Source organism: uncultured Planktomarina sp. (assembly GCA_943788425.1).
Taxonomy (GTDB): domain Bacteria; phylum Pseudomonadota; class Alphaproteobacteria; order Rhodobacterales; family Rhodobacteraceae; genus Planktomarina.
The window spans coordinates 21,801-39,256 of sequence record CALSQF010000004.1 but is presented as its reverse complement, the minus strand read 5'-3'; the positions used below and the strand labels follow the sequence as shown (position 1 = coordinate 39,256).

The 17,456-nt window shown below is 53.7% G+C and carries 17 protein-coding genes and 1 tRNA gene; 8 read left to right on the top strand and 10 right to left on the bottom strand.

Annotated features, from left to right (window positions below):
* Positions 1-150 precede the first annotated feature (150 nt).
* The 3 genes from ABLW18_RS03325 (at position 151) to ABLW18_RS03315 (ending at position 3,888) form a co-directional block, all read left to right on the top strand.
* Positions 151-1,962, top strand: a complete 1,812-nt coding sequence (locus ABLW18_RS03325; RefSeq protein WP_347823450.1) for an ABC transporter ATP-binding protein — start codon at positions 151-153, stop codon at positions 1,960-1,962.
* A gap of 14 nt (positions 1,963-1,976) precedes the next feature.
* Positions 1,977-3,143: a M20 aminoacylase family protein gene (locus ABLW18_RS03320; protein ID WP_347823449.1), complete on the top strand. Its 1,167-nt coding sequence runs from the start codon at positions 1,977-1,979 to the stop codon at positions 3,141-3,143.
* Between the two features lie 214 nt (positions 3,144-3,357).
* Complete coding sequence (locus ABLW18_RS03315) at positions 3,358-3,888, top strand: hypothetical protein (protein WP_347823448.1); 531 nt, start codon at positions 3,358-3,360, stop codon at positions 3,886-3,888.
* 789 nt (positions 3,889-4,677) lie between these two features.
* On the opposite strand, the gene ABLW18_RS03310 is transcribed toward ABLW18_RS03315, so the two are convergent.
* From ABLW18_RS03310 to ABLW18_RS03285, 6 genes are all read right to left on the bottom strand, one after another.
* A tRNA-Trp gene (locus ABLW18_RS03310) sits at positions 4,678-4,753 on the bottom strand.
* A gap of 160 nt (positions 4,754-4,913) precedes the next feature.
* On the bottom strand, positions 4,914-6,089 hold the full coding sequence (gene tuf / locus ABLW18_RS03305) for an elongation factor Tu (protein ID WP_347823447.1): 1,176 nt from the start codon (positions 6,087-6,089) through the stop codon (positions 4,914-4,916).
* Positions 6,090-6,208: 119 nt separating this feature from the next.
* Positions 6,209-6,799 (bottom strand): hypothetical protein, encoded by a 591-nt coding sequence (locus ABLW18_RS03300; RefSeq protein WP_347823446.1) that lies wholly within the window; start codon positions 6,797-6,799, stop codon positions 6,209-6,211.
* 78 nt (positions 6,800-6,877) lie between these two features.
* A complete protein-coding gene (locus ABLW18_RS03295; RefSeq protein ID WP_347823445.1) occupies positions 6,878-8,023 on the bottom strand; it encodes a M48 family metallopeptidase in 1,146 nt (381 codons plus the stop codon).
* Positions 7,995-9,266 carry a DUF898 family protein gene (locus tag ABLW18_RS03290; protein ID WP_347823444.1) on the bottom strand — a complete coding sequence of 424 codons (1,272 nt, stop codon included), beginning with the start codon at positions 9,264-9,266 and terminating at the stop codon, positions 7,995-7,997. Before ABLW18_RS03290 ends, ABLW18_RS03295 begins: the two co-directional genes overlap by 29 nt.
* Before the next feature lie 42 nt (positions 9,267-9,308).
* On the bottom strand, positions 9,309-11,639 hold the full coding sequence (locus ABLW18_RS03285) for a DNA topoisomerase IV subunit A (RefSeq protein ID WP_347823812.1): 2,331 nt from the start codon (positions 11,637-11,639) through the stop codon (positions 9,309-9,311).
* A 173-nt stretch (positions 11,640-11,812) separates the two neighbouring features.
* Between ABLW18_RS03285 and ABLW18_RS03280 the strand changes: the two genes are divergently transcribed.
* The 5 genes from ABLW18_RS03280 to ABLW18_RS03260 all read left to right on the top strand — a co-directional run bounded on the left by ABLW18_RS03280 (position 11,813) and on the right by ABLW18_RS03260 (position 15,346).
* Positions 11,813-12,643: an SDR family NAD(P)-dependent oxidoreductase gene (locus ABLW18_RS03280; protein WP_347823443.1), complete on the top strand. Its 831-nt coding sequence runs from the start codon at positions 11,813-11,815 to the stop codon at positions 12,641-12,643.
* A 67-nt stretch (positions 12,644-12,710) separates the two neighbouring features.
* Positions 12,711-12,911 carry a twin transmembrane helix small protein gene (locus ABLW18_RS03275; protein WP_271856668.1) on the top strand — a complete coding sequence of 67 codons (201 nt, stop codon included), beginning with the start codon at positions 12,711-12,713 and terminating at the stop codon, positions 12,909-12,911.
* A gap of 2 nt (positions 12,912-12,913) precedes the next feature.
* Positions 12,914-13,486: a cob(I)yrinic acid a,c-diamide adenosyltransferase gene (locus ABLW18_RS03270; RefSeq protein ID WP_347823442.1), complete on the top strand. Its 573-nt coding sequence runs from the start codon at positions 12,914-12,916 to the stop codon at positions 13,484-13,486.
* Positions 13,487-13,658: 172 nt separating this feature from the next.
* Positions 13,659-14,417: an electron transfer flavoprotein subunit beta/FixA family protein gene (locus ABLW18_RS03265; protein ID WP_347823441.1), complete on the top strand. Its 759-nt coding sequence runs from the start codon at positions 13,659-13,661 to the stop codon at positions 14,415-14,417.
* On the top strand, positions 14,417-15,346 hold the full coding sequence (locus tag ABLW18_RS03260) for an FAD-binding protein (protein WP_347823440.1): 930 nt from the start codon (positions 14,417-14,419) through the stop codon (positions 15,344-15,346). Before ABLW18_RS03265 ends, ABLW18_RS03260 begins: the two co-directional genes overlap by 1 nt.
* 81 nt (positions 15,347-15,427) lie before the next feature.
* Here ABLW18_RS03260 and ABLW18_RS03255 read toward each other — a convergent pair whose 3' ends face one another.
* The 4 genes from ABLW18_RS03255 to ABLW18_RS03240 are packed head-to-tail and all read right to left on the bottom strand — an operon-like array spanning position 15,428 to position 17,455.
* Positions 15,428-15,694 (bottom strand): HPr family phosphocarrier protein, encoded by a 267-nt coding sequence (locus ABLW18_RS03255; RefSeq protein ID WP_347823439.1) that lies wholly within the window; start codon positions 15,692-15,694, stop codon positions 15,428-15,430.
* 9 nt (positions 15,695-15,703) lie between these two features.
* Complete coding sequence (locus tag ABLW18_RS03250; protein WP_347823438.1) at positions 15,704-16,093, bottom strand: PTS fructose transporter subunit IIA; 390 nt, start codon at positions 16,091-16,093, stop codon at positions 15,704-15,706.
* The gene (gene rapZ / locus ABLW18_RS03245; RefSeq protein WP_347823437.1) at positions 16,090-17,001 is read right to left on the bottom strand and encodes an RNase adapter RapZ; all 912 of its coding nucleotides are present in this window, start codon (positions 16,999-17,001) and stop codon (positions 16,090-16,092) included. The genes ABLW18_RS03250 and rapZ overlap by 4 nt, the downstream gene beginning before the upstream one ends.
* Positions 16,994-17,455, bottom strand: a complete 462-nt coding sequence (locus ABLW18_RS03240) for a serine kinase (RefSeq protein ID WP_347823436.1) — start codon at positions 17,453-17,455, stop codon at positions 16,994-16,996. The genes rapZ and ABLW18_RS03240 overlap by 8 nt, the downstream gene beginning before the upstream one ends.
* Position 17,456 lies beyond the last annotated feature (1 nt).

Sequence of the window (17,456 nt, the reverse complement as noted above, 5' to 3'; positions counted from 1 at the left end):
TTGACCGAAAAAATCAAGTATTTTTTAACTAGATTTAACTAGACAAGTACCAGTGCCAAACGCAGAATAACCCCTATGGGAGCAAATACACAGCTTGGAAATTTGTGTTTAATGCTCTGAAAATATAAACGATTACCCAATGAGGTTTTGATGTTAGATCATCCGATCGCGCGCTTTGAAAACTTGAAAGTGGAGTTTCAAACCCAAGATGGGCCAGTCGAAGCTGTAAAAGGGGTGAGCTTTGACATCGCAGCCGGCGAGACTGTAGCCATCGTTGGCGAAAGCGGTTCAGGCAAATCTGTATCATCTCTCAGCCTCATGCGCCTCGTGGAATATGGCGGTGGGAAAATTTCAGATGGACGGTTATTGTTCGACCGTGGCGCTGCCGGACAGATTGATCTGCGCACGGTGGACCCCAAAGACATACGCGCCATTCGTGGCCGCGAGATTGGCATGATTTTCCAAGAACCTATGACCTCCCTCAACCCGGTCTTTTCGATAGGGAGGCAGCTTACGGAAGGTCTGCGGCTGCATATGGGCCTGAGCAAGGCAGCCGCCCGCAGCCACGCAATTGAACTGTTGCGACAAGTGCGAATTCCCGAACCGGAGCGCCGGCTGGGTCAATATCCACATGAATTATCCGGCGGCATGCGCCAAAGGGTGGTCATCGCAATGGCGCTCGCCTGCAAGCCCCGGCTCTTGATTGCAGATGAGCCAACCACCGCTCTGGATGTCACTATTCAGGCTGAAATTCTCGGGCTGATGAATAAGCTCCAAAAGGACACTGGCACAGCTGTAATGTTCATCACCCATGACATGGCCGTGGTGGCACAGATGGCCGATCGCGTTGTGGTGATGTTTCGCGGTGAGAAAGTCGAAGAAGGCCCCGTAGAAGATATCTTTGAGAACCCGCAGCACCCATATACACAAAACTTACTCGCCGCTGTGCCCAAGCTGGGTGAAATGCGTGGCCAACCCACCCCCAAGCCTCTCAGCTTAATTGGGCAGCCAGAAAAGTCGCTCATAGGCTCGGTTCCCCCCACAGAGGAAGTCCTGCTCGATGTGCGCAATCTAACCACGCGCTTTAGCGTAAAAGGGGGCTTTTTTCGCCGCACCGTTGCACGGGTGCATGCTTTAGAGAATGTTTCGTTTTCTATCAAGAAAGGTGCCACCCTCAGCTTGGTTGGCGAGTCCGGGTCCGGAAAATCGACCTGTGGCCGCTCAATTCTACGTTTGGAGAAGCCGCAATCAGGCTCCATTAAGTTGGGTGAAACAGATGTTTTGGCGCTAGATACGGCCGGCCTGCGCGAAGCGAGGCGTGATATGCAAATGGTGTTTCAGGACCCTTTTGCATCCTTGAACCCCCAAATGACCCTCGCCGACCAGGTCGCTGAGCCTATGAAGAATTACAATATGGCTCAGGGCTCCGAATTAATGGATCGCGTGGCAGGGTTGTTCGATAGGGTCGAATTGCCCCGCGCCTTCATGCGCCGCTTTCCCCATGAGCTGTCCGGCGGCCAACGCCAACGCATCGCCATCGCCCGCGCTTTGGCATTAAACCCCAAACTTCTGATTGCCGATGAGGCCGTCAGCGCGCTGGATGTCTCCGTTCAAGCGCAGGTCTTGAATCTTATGTTAGAGCTGCAGGCCGAGCTTGGTATCTCCATGCTGTTCATCAGCCACGATATGGCGGTGGTTGAACGCGTCAGCCATCACGTTGCAGTCATGTATTTGGGACGGATCGTCGAGATCGGCACGCGCCAAGAAGTTTTCGAGGACCCCAGACATCATTACACCAAAACGCTTATGTCAGCGGTACCCGTAGCAGACCCGCGCCAAAGAACCTTGAAGGCAGACTTTGAAAGTAAACCGATCCCTTCCCCTATTCATCCGCTCGATTATGACCCCGGCCCAACTGAATACACGCATTTAGGCGGCCAGCATTATATTCTTAACTCATAAACCAGAGGTGCCCTATGGCCATACGCAATCGCTTTGCAGAACTGCTGCCCGAGATTACCGCTTGGCGGCGTGACATTCACGAAAATCCTGAGCTTTTGTTCGAGACCCACCGCACATCACAATTTGTCGCCGATCGGCTTGCCGAATTTGGCTGTGATGAGATCGTAACAGGCATCGGCCGTACGGGCGTTGTGGCGCTCATTAAAGGGCGCTCCGATAGCAAGGGTAAAGTCGTGGGACTGCGGGCCGATATGGACGCGCTGCCAATAGAAGAGGCTACCGGGTTGCCCTATGCCTCCAAAACCCCCGGTGTGATGCATGCCTGCGGCCATGATGGCCACACAGCAATGCTGCTGGGGGCTGCAAAATATCTCGCCGAAACCCGCAATTTTGATGGAAGCGTGGCGGTGATCTTTCAGCCAGCCGAAGAAGGCGGCGGTGGCGGACTCGAAATGTGCAAAGACGGCATGATCGAACGGTTTGGCATCGACGAAGTCTACGGCATGCACAATTGGCCAGGCCGACCCATCGGAACTTTCGCCATTCGCCCCGGTCCGTTCTTTGCCGCAACGGATACGTTTGAAATTGTCATAGAGGGCAAGGGCGGCCATGCGGCCAAACCCAATGAAACAGTCGATTCTATTGTCATGGCCGCTCAATGCGTCACCGCCTTGCAAACCATTGCCTCCCGAAACGCTGATCCAGTGGAACAAATCGTCGTCTCAGTGACCTCATTTGAAAGCTCATCAAAAGCCTTTAATGTCATCCCGCAGTCCGTCACATTGCGCGGCACCGTGCGCACATTGATCCCCGAAATGCGAGCGCTCGGACGCGACCGGATAAATGATATTTGTACCCATACGGCAGCTGTCTTCGGCGGCGTGGCGCATATCACCTATACGGAGGGCTACCCTGCCACAGTCAATCATGAAGCGGAAACCAAATTCGCCGCCGAGGCCGCCGCGACTGTCTCGGGGGATTGCGATTTTGCACCGCTGGTCATGGGCGGTGAAGATTTTTCCTATATGCTTGAAGAACGTCCTGGCGCGTACATCCTTATGGGCAACGGCGACGGCGCCAGTGTGCATCATCCGGAATATAACTTCAATGATGAGGCCATTCCTGCTGGCTGCTCATGGTGGGTGGAAATGGCTGAAACCCGACTTGGCTCGGCGCAATAGCGTGGCATTAGCCTACCGTCCGAAAAAATTTGCATTGGCTGCAAACTCCAGCCTTTGCACGGAAATTTATTTCAAATTCTAAAAAATGCCGTTACGGTTTTTTGACATTTATATAAACTAACACTTTAAATTATTTATTTATTTTAGGCCATTTAATGCTGTTCTTTTTCCGCGGCGCGTCTGCGTCCTGACCTCTTTTGCAACGCTGTTTTTCATGCTGTCATCCCCTTTGCGCGCGGATTTGACCACAGCGCGCATTGCCCTTCAATCCAGACAATTTGAGCTGGCCTTGGCACAGGCGGAAAACCTTGCCGCGACCCATCCCTTCGACAGCGCCATGATCGCTGCGCGGGCTCACGTGGAGCTGGGGCAGTTCGAAAAAGCCCAGACATCCACCACGCACGCGCAGGCCTTGGCGCCAAAGCTGGCGGCTCCTCGCATCCTAAAGGCCCTCGCGCAGCAAGGCCCGGGCAAACCGCGGCGGGCCATGTTTTACCTGCGCCGCATCCTGGATCTAAGTACAGAGCGAAATGAGTCGATCACGGCCACCCGCCTATTGCAACAGATACAAGCGGGCTTGACGGTAAAAATATCTGGCGGCCTCAGCATCACCCCCTCAAGAAATATCAACAAGATTTCCTATTCGACCACTCATACATCGATCAATCCGCTCACCGGCACTTTGCAAACCATTCCTTGGACAGCCAATGAACCACAACGCAGCGAGTCCGGCCTACGGCTCTGAAGTGGGTTGAGCTATGCCCTGCCCAAGACACAATTGGGCACGCAGCTTGCAAGCCTCAATCTATCCACAGATGTATATAATTAGCCGCGTTTCAATCGCAGCTCCGTGAGCATCAATCATAAGCTCGTATTAACTCCAGCCGCGCAACACCAAACCACTTTGACGCAAACCTTCACTGCCGTTCACCAATTCAACGCCCTCGAATCACGGATATTTTCTTCGAGCTGGTCGCGCCGCTATGCGCTTCGCGATCCCCAAAACCCCCGACAAATTGCCCTGCGTGAATAGTCCCTTGGCAAAGATATCATCACGCGCCCAGATGGCAAAGACAGCCGGGTACTGAAAACCAGCTTGCGCCACTATTGGCCCACCAGCTCATCGAATCAGTTTAATCTTGGACTTAGCTACACAAATCGATTTTTTGACGCTGCGGATGTGGGCAATCAGGAAATTAAAATCGATCTTAGATGGCGGCCAATTTTTCAAACATCCCCTTATGTCCTGAATTTCAATTTCTCACTGTCCCTGGCAAAATGGAAAGATCTGGAGATCACTTTCCCAGAAAAGAGGCGCGTGCGTGAAGGCAAAATTTCAGTGAACTTAAGCAACCCTAATTTGAGTTATTTGGGCCTGACCCCCTCGGCACACTAATCATTTCTCGATCGCGGCGCCAATATCAAAATGTTTCGTGTCCGCAATCATAATATGTTCATTGGGCTGACCAATGCATTCTAGAGCATATCGCATCCATGCCCAGGTGGGGCGGCATTTACAAACCTGTTGGAAAACTGGCAGGGGCTGAGGGACTCGAACCCACGACCCTCGGTTTTGGAGACCGATGCTCTACCAACTGAGCTAAACCCCTGCAACTGAGCCGGTGATTACGCATAAATGCGGGTCATTGCAAGGGGCCGATTGCGTGATCTGACTGTGAAATGTCGATTTCTCCAATGGATCGCCTGCGCAAGCTGCCACGAAAAAAGGCGGCCCGAAGACCGCCCTGATACCATCAATCCAAAGCTGGATTAGTCGTTAATTTTGGACACAACGCCGGCGCCAACGGTACGGCCACCTTCGCGGATCGCGAAGCGCAGGCCGGTTTCCATGGCGATTGGGGCGATCAGCTCAACGTCGAATTTGAGGTTATCACCTGGCATCACCATTTCAGTGCCCGAAGGCAGAACAACTGTGCCGGTCACATCGGTGGTCCGGAAGTAAAACTGTGGACGGTAGTTGGCGAAGAATGGCGTGTGACGGCCACCTTCTTCTTTGGTCAGAATATAGGCTTCGGCTTCAAACTTCGTGTGAGGCTTCACAGAACCCGGCTTACACAGGATCTGACCACGCTCAACGCCATTGCGGTCGATACCGCGCAGCAAAACACCTACGTTGTCGCCAGCTTCACCGCGATCAAGCAGTTTGCGGAACATTTCAACGCCTGTGCAGACGGTTTTAGATGTGTCACGGATGCCGACGATTTCAATCTCTTCGCCCACGTTGATCACACCACGCTCAACACGGCCAGTCACAACTGTACCGCGGCCAGAAATTGAGAACACATCCTCGATTGGCAACAAGAACGGCTGGTCAACCGCACGGGCCGGTGTTGGGATATACTCATCCACAGCCGCCATCAATTTAGCGATGGACTCAGAGCCAATCGCCGCGTCGCGATCTTCCAAAGCGGCCAAAGCAGAGCCGGCAATCACAGGGATATCATCGCCAGGATATTCGTAGCTGGACAGCAGCTCACGGATTTCCATTTCAACCAATTCGAGCAACTCTTCGTCGTCAACTTGGTCTACTTTGTTCATGTAAACAACCATGTAAGGAATGCCAACCTGACGGCCGAGCAAGATGTGCTCACGGGTCTGTGGCATCGGGCCATCGGCCGCGTTCACAACCAAAATCGCGCCATCCATCTGCGCCGCACCGGTGATCATGTTCTTCACATAGTCAGCGTGGCCGGGGCAATCAACATGCGCGTAGTGGCGTGTCTCTGTTTCATACTCAACATGCGCTGTTGAAATCGTGATACCACGGGCTTTTTCTTCCGGCGCACCGTCAATCTCGTCATAGGCTTTAAAGTCACCAAATTGCTTGGTGATCGCAGCTGTCAAGGTTGTCTTGCCATGGTCAACGTGACCAATCGTGCCGATGTTAACGTGGGGTTTCGAACGTTCAAACTTTTCCTTAGCCATGGGTGGGCAGCCTTATATGTTAAAGGGGGCACGCGGCCCGCGATTGTGATATGGCCGGGCAAATATTGGAGAGTGCGGCGAAAATCAAGACCCTTGTTGAAAAGCCGTCAAGCCCGCGTTCACTGTGACCCCGCGCGGCCAGAATTTGCATCCGCATCATCGGGCAAAATAACAATGGTATCGGGACCGTCAAACCAAGGTTGTTTGCACAGCCAATCTTCGGTTTTTCTTGCCGCTTGTTCGGAGAGATCTCGCATTTGCTGCGCGCGGCTGCGGGTTAAGCCCGAACCCAAAATAGATCCACCAGTGAGTCGTTCAATCACAGTGATTTGATGGGGCTTTTCTGTCAGGACTTTGCCCGTATGATCCTCGACCACGATAACCGTGAAAATCAGGATAGACTTTGGTGCCGCAAAAAATGGGATGCCCGGCTTAGCCAGGACATATCCGCCCACCGTGATACCCAAGTGGTAGTAAGATCCGCCTTCAAATCTGGAGAAACGCTCTGTGAAGGCCTCATCTATGGCCTGCATCCATTCCTCACGGCTGGCACTGCGTGAAAGCGGGCCTTTGGCCAATTGCACCTCAGCACGCGGCACCAACTGCCCCAGCCTAAAATTTCCAATGGGCACAATTTCTTCGGTCAAATCCCGCGTCGGCGCCGCACAGGCCGCAGACAAGAGCAACACAACAACTGAAACAAAACGCATCAACATATCAGCTCCTTATATCGCCGGATCTGCTACCAAACCTGCCCCCGCATGACAACACAAAGACGGCAGCCCACCCTATTTGGCACAAATCTGTTGAATGGCTTGCCACTCTTCAGATGACACACTTTTATTATAATTCTGCGCCGTCTGAACGGCGGCTCGGGCATGGACCGCTCTTGCCACACTGGGTGGATGCGAGCTGATCCACCCCATGTCAAAGGCAGGATCCCCCATTTCCTGAAGCAACAGTTCGAAAAATTCCGCCAATGCTTCGGGGGATACGCCCGCCTTGGCCAATTGCGCCAGGGCAAAGTCATCCGCCCGAGCCTCAACATCGCGTGAATTTTTAGCCGTTATCAAGCGCTCCCCAACAAGGGCCAGCACGGTCCCGCCTGTGGCATCGCCAAGGACCAAAGACAGCAAGCCCGCCGTCCCCGCCGCCCGTAATGCTTGCTCAATTGGATCCTTTTGCGCCACATGGCCCAGCTCATGGGCCATAACCGCAGCCAATTGTTCGGGTGTCTCGGCCATTTCGATCAAACCGCGCATCACGATGATATGTCCACCGGGGAGGGCAAAGGCATTGATCATCTTATGATCCACCACGCCCACTTGAATGGCATAGGGAAATTCTTGCCCTTGCTGCAATGCCTGCGCCATCTGCTCCAAAGCCATTTGCCCCTTGGGGTTGGTGCAGCGCCAATCGCCAGCGTCTTTGTCTGACAAAAGGCGCTCGATTTGTCGCAAGACGGCACTGCCAACTCTGGCTTCCCGCTCCGGTGGGATAAAAACGGCCAATTGTCCAGCCAAGGCCGGTACAATTACAAAAACCATGAGCGCAACAGCGGCTGTGCTGGCCCCGACCCAAGCCATAATTTTTCCCCAGGTTCGAGGTGTGACTGTCGCTTTGGTGAGGTTCGGGCAAGCAGCTTTGATCGCCGCAATGGCACGCGCATTGGCCAAAATAACACGCGCCTCACCCGGATCCACCGCGCCTGAGCACAGAACCATCCCGGCCCCTGCATCATCGCGCAACTGTCGCAGCGTCTCCAAAGGCCAAATATCCAGATCTGCGCCCAAGTGGTCATGGATGGTCAAACGCTGGCTCTCAACATCAAGCGAGACAAAAACCTGCCGACGCTGTGCTGAGAGCCCATCAAAATATCGCGCATCCACCCAAGTGAAACCCACTTTAGAATGCTCCTCCGATATCCAGCGCATCGGCGAAACCATCCGCATCAGCCATACGATCCCCAGCGCGCTGGTTTATTTGCTCCAGCGGCTGCGCATTCTCAACCCGTAGCGTGTCAATGTAATGGCCAAGAATGGGTGCGGAAATAAACACGGTCACAAGCGCGCCGATGAGCACGAGGAAGGCTATATAGCCTAAGACCGCAGCCAGAGCGACAGCCACGCCGGCACCTGCGAAGAGGCCGATCCCAGCGCCGTCGCCGTTCATGACAGATCCGCCGGACGCAAAAACAATGCCAATCAACACCCCCAAAACAACACTCAAAACAAAGGTCAAAATCGCAATGAGAATGATCCCCAATACAAATATGCCGATCACCCGGTGGCTGGAGGCATTGGAGGTGAAGCGCACCGTGCCGTCGAGGACTTTATGTGCGCTTAGGTATTTGAAACTTTCCACTTGGTAGTAGACAAGCCCACAGAGGAACCAAATAGAGCCAGCAATGAGTATAACAGCGCCCAAACCCCTGGCCAAGCCAAAATAACCGACTGCGCCGCCCAGCACCAGTACACCTAAGGCAATAAGCAGATGCTTCATTGCCGGGTACAACCCCCACCACTGCCCCTGCTGCTCAAAGACCGCATCGCCATACCACATGCGATCAGTCATGTATTTTTCCAGACGGAATGTCGACAGGGGTATGAGCAGCCCGAGGGTCACAAGCGACAACGCAAAATAAAGCAGCGCTCGCCAAACATACCCCCAAGCCGCGGCATCCAGACCAAATCGCAGACCACGCCACCGGGTGCGCGATAGCATATAGCGCCGCGAACGGTATTGCGCGTAAAAAATTAAGGGCAGCACAGCCAAGCCGGTGACATAGGTTGCGCCCACCTGTATCAGCACATCCCTCGGGCCGCTCGGCTCCAAGGTCACCGCGCCCCAAAGATTAAATCCGATGAAACTTAACCCGACTTGCAACAGGCCCAAATAAACCGCGAGAACGACCAAGGCGATCAGAAAGCCTAGGAATTTTTCCAGCCCCATGCCCGTATATTCAAAGGAATCTCCCCCTGCATCAATAGCCGACCAGATATATCGGCGTAGGCGCGTTCGGGCCCAAAATCGGTAGATCCCCAAAGTCAGGACTGTCAAAAGCCCTGTCCAAAAGGCAAGCCAAAAAAGTTTGGACTTTTCAGTCAAAAAAGCGCCATCAAGAGGCACCGGCGCCAAAGCTGCGCCCTCCCCCTGCGAAGCTAGAGTATCGGTCATGAGTTTAACCCTGCAATTACGTATTAGTATACTACAGCTTAATCACTTGGTGAAGCAATTATCACGGGGAAATCCGCGCGGTGCCATGCGGCCAGCACTGGCGCGTTTGCCCATCCATTCGACCAGTTCCGCAGCCTCAACCACACGATTGCGCCCGGCCGGATCTTTCCACGACAGCCCCGCTTCGTGGTAGAATGTCGTGGCATCAGATAGGCCACCGTCTTTATATTTTTGCAAGCGCACGCCTTTGCCTCGGCCCATTTCTGGCAGCTCATCAATCGCAAAGACCAAAACCTTCCGATTTTCACCGACGCAAGCCACATGATCTCCCAACACAGGGCAAGACAAAAGCGCCTTCACATCACCCTTGACGTTCAACACCTGCCGGCCGCTGCGCGTTTGTGCGACAATCTCGGTTTCAGGCACCACAAACCCATCGCCGGCCGTTGAGGCCACCAGGCGCTTCACCGACGGATCATGGATGAAGAAATCCACAATTTCGACATCATTTGGCAAATCCACCATCAACCGCAGTGGCTCACCCATACCGCGTCCGCCCGGCAGATTGTCCACCAACAGCGTGTAGAACCGACCGTTGCTGCCAAATACGATCAATTTATCTGTCGTTTGCGCATGGAATACAAAACGGCCTTCGTCGCCATCTTTGTATTTCAGAGGCTTGTCTAAGGCCACATGACCAGACATGGCCCTAATCCATCCCATTTTCGAGCAAACAATAGTCACTGGTTCACGCTCAATCATTGCCTCAAGCGGCACCTCTTCCACCTCACCCGCAATGGCAAAAGCGGTGCGGCGCGCGCCACCAGCATAGTCTTTTCCGAAGGTTTTACGCGTGGCGCGCAATTGCTCACTGATTTTCGCCCATTGCAGACCTTCATCGGCAATCAAATCATCCAGAGTGGCCCGTTCTTGTTGCAAAGCATCGCGCTCACGGCGCAACTCCATCTCTTCCAAACGCCGCAAACTGCGCAGGCGCATATTCAAGATAGCCTCAGCCTGAACTTCTGACAGCTCCTCTTGCCCCGCCACCGCCTTGCGATAGCTCAACGGGCCGATGTAATCGCTTTCAGACATGGCGCGCGGATGATCCCGGCTCCAATCTTCAAACATCAATGCGGTTTTTGGATCCTCATCATAGCGGATAATATCAATCACCCGATCGAGATTAAGAAATGCCAAAATAAAGCCTTCCAGAACCTCCAGACGGTGATCAATTTTCGCCAAACGATGCTCAGAACGCCGAACCAGAACCTCTTGCCTGTGGTCAAGAAAGGCGCGGAGCACCTCTTTCATACTACAAACCTTTGGGGTGAGCCCATCAATAAGCACGTTCATATTCAAACTGAACCGCAGCTCAAGATCGCTGTTACGATAGAGCATATTCATCAGCAATTCCGGTTCTACGTTCTTGCTGCGCGGCTCCAACACAATCCGCAAATCTTCCGCTGATTCATCGCGCACATCGCCCAAGATTGGTACTTTTTTAGTTTGGATGACCTCTGCCAATTTCTCAATCAGCTTTGATTTTTGCACCTGATAAGGAATTTCCGTGACCACCATTTGCCAAAGTCCGCGGCCCAGATCCTCAACCTCCCATTTACACCGCAAGCGAAAAGAACCGCGTCCAGTGCGATAGGCATGCGCGATATTTTCTGGCGGCTCGACCAGGATACCGCCGGTCGGAAAATCGGGACCGGGCACATATTGCAACAATGTGTCGTCACGGGCATCAGGGCTTTTGATCAAATGCAAACAGGCATCGATCAGCTCCGAAATATTATGCGGCGGGATATTGGTGGCCATGCCCACGGCGATACCGCTGCTGCCATTCGCCAAAAGATTGGGGAAAGTTGCGGGCAGCACCACAGGCTCGGTGAGCGTACCGTCATAGTTTTCCCGGAAATCCACTGCATTTTCCGAAAGACCCTCCAAAAGCGCCTCGGCCACAACGGTCATTCGCGCCTCTGTGTAGCGGCTTGCGGCGGGGTTATCACCATCAATATTGCCAAAATTGCCCTGACCATCCACCAGCGGATAGCGCACATTAAAATCCTGTGCCAAGCGGGCCATGGCATCATAGATCGCCGCATCCCCATGCGGGTGATAATTGCCCATAACATCGCCAGAAATTTTGGCAGATTTCCGAAATCCTCCACTGGCATTGAGCTTCAATTCGCGCATCGCGTAGAGAATTCGGCGGTGAACCGGTTTCAACCCATCGCGCGCATCCGGCAAAGCACGGTGCATAATCGTCGAAAGCGCATAGGTGAGATAACGCTCGCCAATGGCCCGGCGGAGCGGCTCTGTGGTTTCAATTGCAGTTGGCGCGGTATCGTTTATCGGTTCTGACATGGCTTGGGTGTATCCGCCGAAAACTTGCAGGTCCAGCCCTACTCCGCGGGGATCTACGCGAAAATCTCTATGCTCGATCAAAACCATCCCGCCCGGCTCCTCACAGGCCAAAACAACCGTTGACGCGCCTATTGGAATCCCGGCAAGTGGGGTAGAAACACACGGGGGCAAATATGCGAAAATCAATTCTGATCACAGGGTGTTCCTCGGGCATCGGCTTAGACTGCGCCGAAACGCTGCATGCGATGGGCTGGAAAGTCTTTGCCAGTTGCCGCAAGCAAGCTGATTGTGACCGGCTTGAAGCCATGGGTCTGACCTCGCCTCGCCTAGATCACGCGGATGCCGCCTCTATTCGTGATACGATCGACCAAGTGACAAAGGCAACCGGCGGCACGCTTGATGCGGTGTTTAACAATGGGGCGTTTGCGGTGCCCGGCGCCGTAGAGGATTTACCAACCGACGCCTTGCGGTCCATCTATGAAACCAATGTTTTCGGCTATCACGAGGTCATTCGGCAGGTCCTGCCGATTATGCGCGCGCAAGGCCATGGGCGCATTCTCAATTGCTCATCGATCCTGGGCTTTATTACTCTACGTTTTCGCGGCGCATATAACTCAACCAAATTCGCCCTCGAAGGATTGAGTGACACTCTGCGCATTGAGATGCGAGGCACGGGGATCAAGGTGATTTTGATTGAACCTGGCCCCATTGGTACAAAGATTCGTGAAAACTCTATTCCGCATTTTGAGAAATGGATTGATTGGGAAAATTCTCCACGTAAAGCGCAGTATGAGCGGGGGTTGATTAAGCGGCTTTATAGCCCATCAAACGGGCCTGATACCTTTGAACTGCCAGCCTCTGCTGTCACAGCAAAGGTTATGAAGGCTTTGCACAGTGCCAACCCAAAGCCGCGATACTACGTCACCACACCCACCTACGTCATGGGATTCTTGCGCCGCATCTTACCGACCCGCGCACTCGATTGGCTCTTGGTGCGGATGTAATGTCGCATGGGATTGGTCTTTGTCTGAAATTCCCCTAAGTGAAGCCTAATTAGTTCGGAGGTTCTCAATGGGCAACGATCCACTCTTTATCATAGCCACGCTCGCCTGCGTTGTGGTTCTAGCCATTTTAGCGTTGGGTATCGGAAGTTTCGCGAAGGGCGGCGAATTTGCGCGCAAACATTCCAACCGCCTCATGCGCTACCGAATTGCAGCCCAATTCGTGGCCGTTATTTTGATTCTCCTCGCTGTCTTCTTTGGAAAGGGCTAACCATGGTTGTGCTCAATAAAATTTACACAAAAACCGGAGACGCCGGCACCACCGCGCTTGGCAATGGCGCGCGAATTGAGAAACATGCCTTGCGTGTAAACGCCTACGGCACAGTAGACGAAACCAACGCCACAGTTGGCCTGGCACGGCAGCATGCGACTGGTGACATGGATGGGCAATTAGCCGCGATACAAAACGACCTCTTCGATCTTGGCGCTGATCTTTGCCGGCCAGATATGGCAAAGGACGCGGACGCAGAATACCAACCGCTGCGCATGACCGTGGCGCAAGTGGCCCGCCTAGAAGCAGAAATCGACGCGATGAATGACGCTTTAGAGCCGCTGCGCTCGTTCATTCTGCCAGGCGGATCAGCGCTTGCAGCACAGCTTCACCTGTGCCGAACCGTCTCACGCCGCGCAGAAAGAATGACCGTGGAATTGGCCGGGCAAGAGGCGATCAATGCCGCCGCCTTGCAGTACCTCAACCGCCTCTCTGATTGGTTTTTCGTCGCTGGGCGTATCGCAAATGACGATGGGCGCGCCGATATTCTTTGGGTCCCCGGCGCCAATCGTTAGGCCCAGTAGGTGATCGCATATAACACTTTGACGGCACCTAATCCCAATTTGGCCGCGGCAATGCGCCGAAATGTCGATTTTCCCCTGTTTCCCGAAGAAAAACGCAGGTAACACTTCAGCAAATGTGAACTGAGAGTCGCCTACGGCTCGCCCATGTACGGAGATATACACCATGAAGGTCTTAGTGCCGGTCAAACGTGTAATCGATTATAACGTGAAAGTCCGTGTTAAAGCGGACGGCAGCGGCGTCGATTTGGCCAATGTAAAAATGTCGATGAACCCTTTCGACGAAATTGCTGTCGAGCAAGCGATCCGTCTAAAAGAGGCAGGCCAGGCCGATGAGGTGGTCGCGGTATCTATTGGTATCAAACAAAACCAAGAGACCCTCCGCACGGCGCTGGCCATGGGCGCGGATCGCGCAATCTTGGTTGTCGCCACCGAAGACGTGCACACTGATATTGAGCCTCTGGCGGTTGCAAAAATCCTCAAGGCTGTGATTGACGAAGAGCAGCCTGGCATTGTGTTGGCCGGAAAACAGGCGATTGACAACGATATGAACGCCACAGGCCAAATGCTGGCGGCACTGACAGGGTGGTCACAGGCTACTTTCGTGTCCGAGCTTGAGATCCAAGGAGACCATGCTTTGGTAACGCGTGAAGTGGACGGTGGCCTGCAAACAATCAAAGTCTCTATGCCGACGATTGTCACCGTGGATTTGCGTCTCAATGAACCGCGTTACGCCTCATTGCCGAACATCATGAAGGCGAAGAAAAAGCCAATGGATGAGAAAACACCCACGGATTTTGGCGTCGATATCGCACCGCGCCTAACCATTGTCTCTACCGGAGAACCTGACGCAAGAGCAGCGGGTATAAAAGTGGGCTCCGTGGATGAGCTGGTCGAGAAACTTAAAGAAGTGGGGGCTGTATAATGGCTGTACTCTTGATTGCTGAAGTGAACGGCGACGAATTATCCGTTGACTCAACTGCAAAAGCGCTCACCGCCGCAAAACAAATGGGCGAAGTGACTGTGCTCTGCGTCGGTTCTGGCTGCTCATCCGCAGCTGAAGCGGCCGCGAAGCTCGAAGGTGTCTCCAAAGTGCTTTGCGCACAAGATGACGCCTATGGCCATGATCTTGCCGAACCTGTTGCTGCTTTGATTGTATCGCTCGCCAGCGATTACAGCCACATCGTCGCGCCTTCCACCTCGGCCTCCAAGAACATCCTGCCGCGTGTTGCGGCACTTTTGGATGTGATGGTCATTTCCGAAGTGACCGCGGTCATTGATGCAGACACATTCGAGCGACCCGTCTATGCCGGCAATGCGATCCAAACGGTAAAATCCACCGATGCGACCAAAGTCGCGACGATCCGCACCTCAACCTTCGATGCAACAGGTGAAGGCGGCGCAGCCTCGGTCACCAGCATTGATGCCGCCGGCGATCCCGGCTTGTCCTCTTGGGTGGAAGATAAGGTTGCCGAAAGCGACCGCCCTGAACTCACATCTGCAGGAGTTGTGGTCTCTGGCGGCCGCGGGGTTGGCTCACAAGATGATTTCAAAATCATCGAAGATTTGGCCGACACATTGGGCGCCGCAGTGGGCGCCTCTCGAGCAGCGGTTGATTCTGGCTATGCGCCGAATGACTGGCAAGTGGGGCAAACCGGTAAGGTTGTAGCACCAGATCTCTATGTTGCCGTTGGCATTTCGGGTGCTATCCAACATTTGGCTGGCATGAAAGATTCCAAAGTCATCGTTGCGATCAACAAGGATGAAGAGGCACCAATATTCCAAGTGGCCGATTTCGGCCTCGTGGGGGATTTGTTTGATGTTGTGCCACAGCTGACAACAAAGCTGGCCTAAGCCGAAACGCAATTTTTAGCACCGCAACACGGGCCCGTCTCAATGGCGGGCCTTTGTGATTTGGTGATGGGAAAATCTGGCCTAGGCGGCTTCGCCAAAACGACTGGCCACCAAATCGCGCAAAGCCTCCGCCAAGGCCACCGCCTGTGCACCGCGCGTTTCAACCTCTATAGAGGTGCCATTGGCCGCGGCCAGCATCAACAATCCCATAATGCTGTCTCCTTCGGCAGACAGCCCATCTTTGCGCACAACAGCGCCCGCATCAAACTGCTCAACCGTTTCCACAAATTTCGCAGAGGCTCGCGCATGGAGGCCTTTTTCGTTAATAATATCCAATATTTGCAGCAAGTTTTCGTCCTATTGAGTCTCAGGGAGGCAATCCATGTATTTCCGGCCCGCGTCGATGGCCCGCGAAATCGCTTCTGGCACGGATTGACTGCGAGACTTGGCGAGTTTGACCAGCAGCGGCAGATTGGCGCCGTAAAGCACTCGACGATTGGCGCAATTGCAGGCAGAAAGTGATAGGTTGGAGGGCGAACCGCCAAACATATCGGTCACAATCACCACCCCACCGCCAATATCCACCCCATCAGCCGCTTGGCAAATTTCGATCCGTTTGGCTTCACGGTCGCAATCTGCACTGATCGCAACCGCCGCAATGCCCCATTGCGAGCCCACAACATGCTCCACCGCCGCCTTATATTCGGTGGCCAGCCCGCCATGCGCTACGATAACAATACCTATCAACTGCTCAAAACCTTAGAGTCTGAAGTGTCTGACGGAGCCGCCTGTTCCAACAGCTCTCTGTGGCGTATGCTCACATGCCAGCCGCGCAATTGCAATTCTTTCTGTAACATTTCAACCATGGTAACGGATCGATGTTTGCCGCCCGTACAGCCAAAGCCAATGGCCAAATGCGCGCGCCCCTCGGCCACATGGGCTGGGATCACAAGACCTATCAAATCAAGCACTTTTTGTTTGAACGCCGGGAAATTCTCATCTTCCGCCACATAGGCCTGCACCTTCGGATTACGGCCATCTTCTGTTCTGAGGTTTTCATCCCAATAGGGGTTACGCAAAAAGCGACAGTCAAACATCATATCAATGCCACGCGGCGTGCCACGCTTATACGAAAAGGACTGCACAGAAATCGCCATTGGATTGCCGGTGTCCGGGGCAAAATAGCGGGTGACCTCCGCGCGCAGATCATGAGGCGACAGTTGCGTCGTATCAATCAAAACATGGGCTCTGAAGCGCGCCGGCTGCATCAAATCCAAATCGAGCTGTATCCCGGCAAGCGCCGCACCATCTGGCGATAAATGATGCCGACGCCGAGTTTCTGAGAACCGGCGGATCAGCACATCCACCGAGCAATCCAAATAAAGAACCTCAAGCATTAAGGACGGGTTAGCAGATAATATCGCAATTGTGTCCATGATTTGAGCGGTAGAGAAATCTCGATTTCGCGTATCAAGGCCCAGAGCAATCGGCCGACTTAAGCCAGGTGTTTCGAACAATCTCGGTGCGAGGCTCAAAGGCATGTTATCAATGGATTCAAAGCCAGCATCTTCCAAAGCATTGATCGCAGTGGTTCGCCCGGCGCCAGATGGGCCAGTCACAAGCACAACATGCACCGGTTGAATTGTGTCAGTCATCGGCTGCAAATCCATTTTGAAGCAAAAGCAGGAGCGCCGCAGCCCGCGGCACCTGCGGCCCACCGGGAATAACCGAAACGCTTTGGCCTAATCTCGTGACTTCCTGAACAAAAGGCAAGCGGCGATCACAGGTTTGTGACAGATCTAGGCAAAACTTTAGCGACGCCTCGGGCGTATGTGCACAAGATAAAAGTCCAAGACCGCGCGCCTCAATACGCCCTGCAACGGCCTGAGGCGCCTGCAGGCGCAAACCCGTTGGTGAAGCGCGAAGCCAGACGCGATCATCTGAAACCAACTGCGCCCCGAGAGCCAGCATATCAATCGCAAGGCTGGATTTACCGGCACCTGAAGGTCCAAGGATCAACAGCCCGCAAACATCGACCGCTACGGCTGTGCCATGCACCAACAACGCATCATCGTCATCGCCGTAATTTCTCCAAGCATCATAACCCATG

What these genes read in the sequence shown, in the direction of transcription:
- ABLW18_RS03325 (WP_347823450.1), top strand. Translation starts at nt 151, where the DNA reads ATGTTAGATCATCCGATCGCGCGCTTTGAAAACTTGAAAGTGGAGTTT.
- ABLW18_RS03320 (WP_347823449.1), top strand. Translation starts at nt 1,977, where the DNA reads ATGGCCATACGCAATCGCTTTGCAGAACTGCTGCCCGAGATTACCGCT.
- ABLW18_RS03315 (WP_347823448.1), top strand. Translation starts at nt 3,358, where the DNA reads ATGCTGTCATCCCCTTTGCGCGCGGATTTGACCACAGCGCGCATTGCC.
- tuf (WP_347823447.1), bottom strand. Translation starts at nt 6,089, where the DNA reads ATGGCTAAGGAAAAGTTTGAACGTTCGAAACCCCACGTTAACATCGGC.
- ABLW18_RS03300 (WP_347823446.1), bottom strand. Translation starts at nt 6,799, where the DNA reads ATGCGTTTTGTTTCAGTTGTTGTGTTGCTCTTGTCTGCGGCCTGTGCG.
- ABLW18_RS03295 (WP_347823445.1), bottom strand. Translation starts at nt 8,023, where the DNA reads ATGCGCTGGATATCGGAGGAGCATTCTAAAGTGGGTTTCACTTGGGTG.
- ABLW18_RS03290 (WP_347823444.1), bottom strand. Translation starts at nt 9,266, where the DNA reads ATGACCGATACTCTAGCTTCGCAGGGGGAGGGCGCAGCTTTGGCGCCG.
- ABLW18_RS03285 (WP_347823812.1), bottom strand. Translation starts at nt 11,639, where the DNA reads ATGTCAGAACCGATAAACGATACCGCGCCAACTGCAATTGAAACCACA.
- ABLW18_RS03280 (WP_347823443.1), top strand. Translation starts at nt 11,813, where the DNA reads ATGCGAAAATCAATTCTGATCACAGGGTGTTCCTCGGGCATCGGCTTA.
- ABLW18_RS03275 (WP_271856668.1), top strand. Translation starts at nt 12,711, where the DNA reads ATGGGCAACGATCCACTCTTTATCATAGCCACGCTCGCCTGCGTTGTG.
- ABLW18_RS03270 (WP_347823442.1), top strand. Translation starts at nt 12,914, where the DNA reads ATGGTTGTGCTCAATAAAATTTACACAAAAACCGGAGACGCCGGCACC.
- ABLW18_RS03265 (WP_347823441.1), top strand. Translation starts at nt 13,659, where the DNA reads ATGAAGGTCTTAGTGCCGGTCAAACGTGTAATCGATTATAACGTGAAA.
- ABLW18_RS03260 (WP_347823440.1), top strand. Translation starts at nt 14,417, where the DNA reads ATGGCTGTACTCTTGATTGCTGAAGTGAACGGCGACGAATTATCCGTT.
- rapZ (WP_347823437.1), bottom strand. Translation starts at nt 17,001, where the DNA reads ATGACTGACACAATTCAACCGGTGCATGTTGTGCTTGTGACTGGCCCA.
- ABLW18_RS03240 (WP_347823436.1), bottom strand. Translation starts at nt 17,455, where the DNA reads ATGGGTTATGATGCTTGGAGAAATTACGGCGATGACGATGATGCGTTG.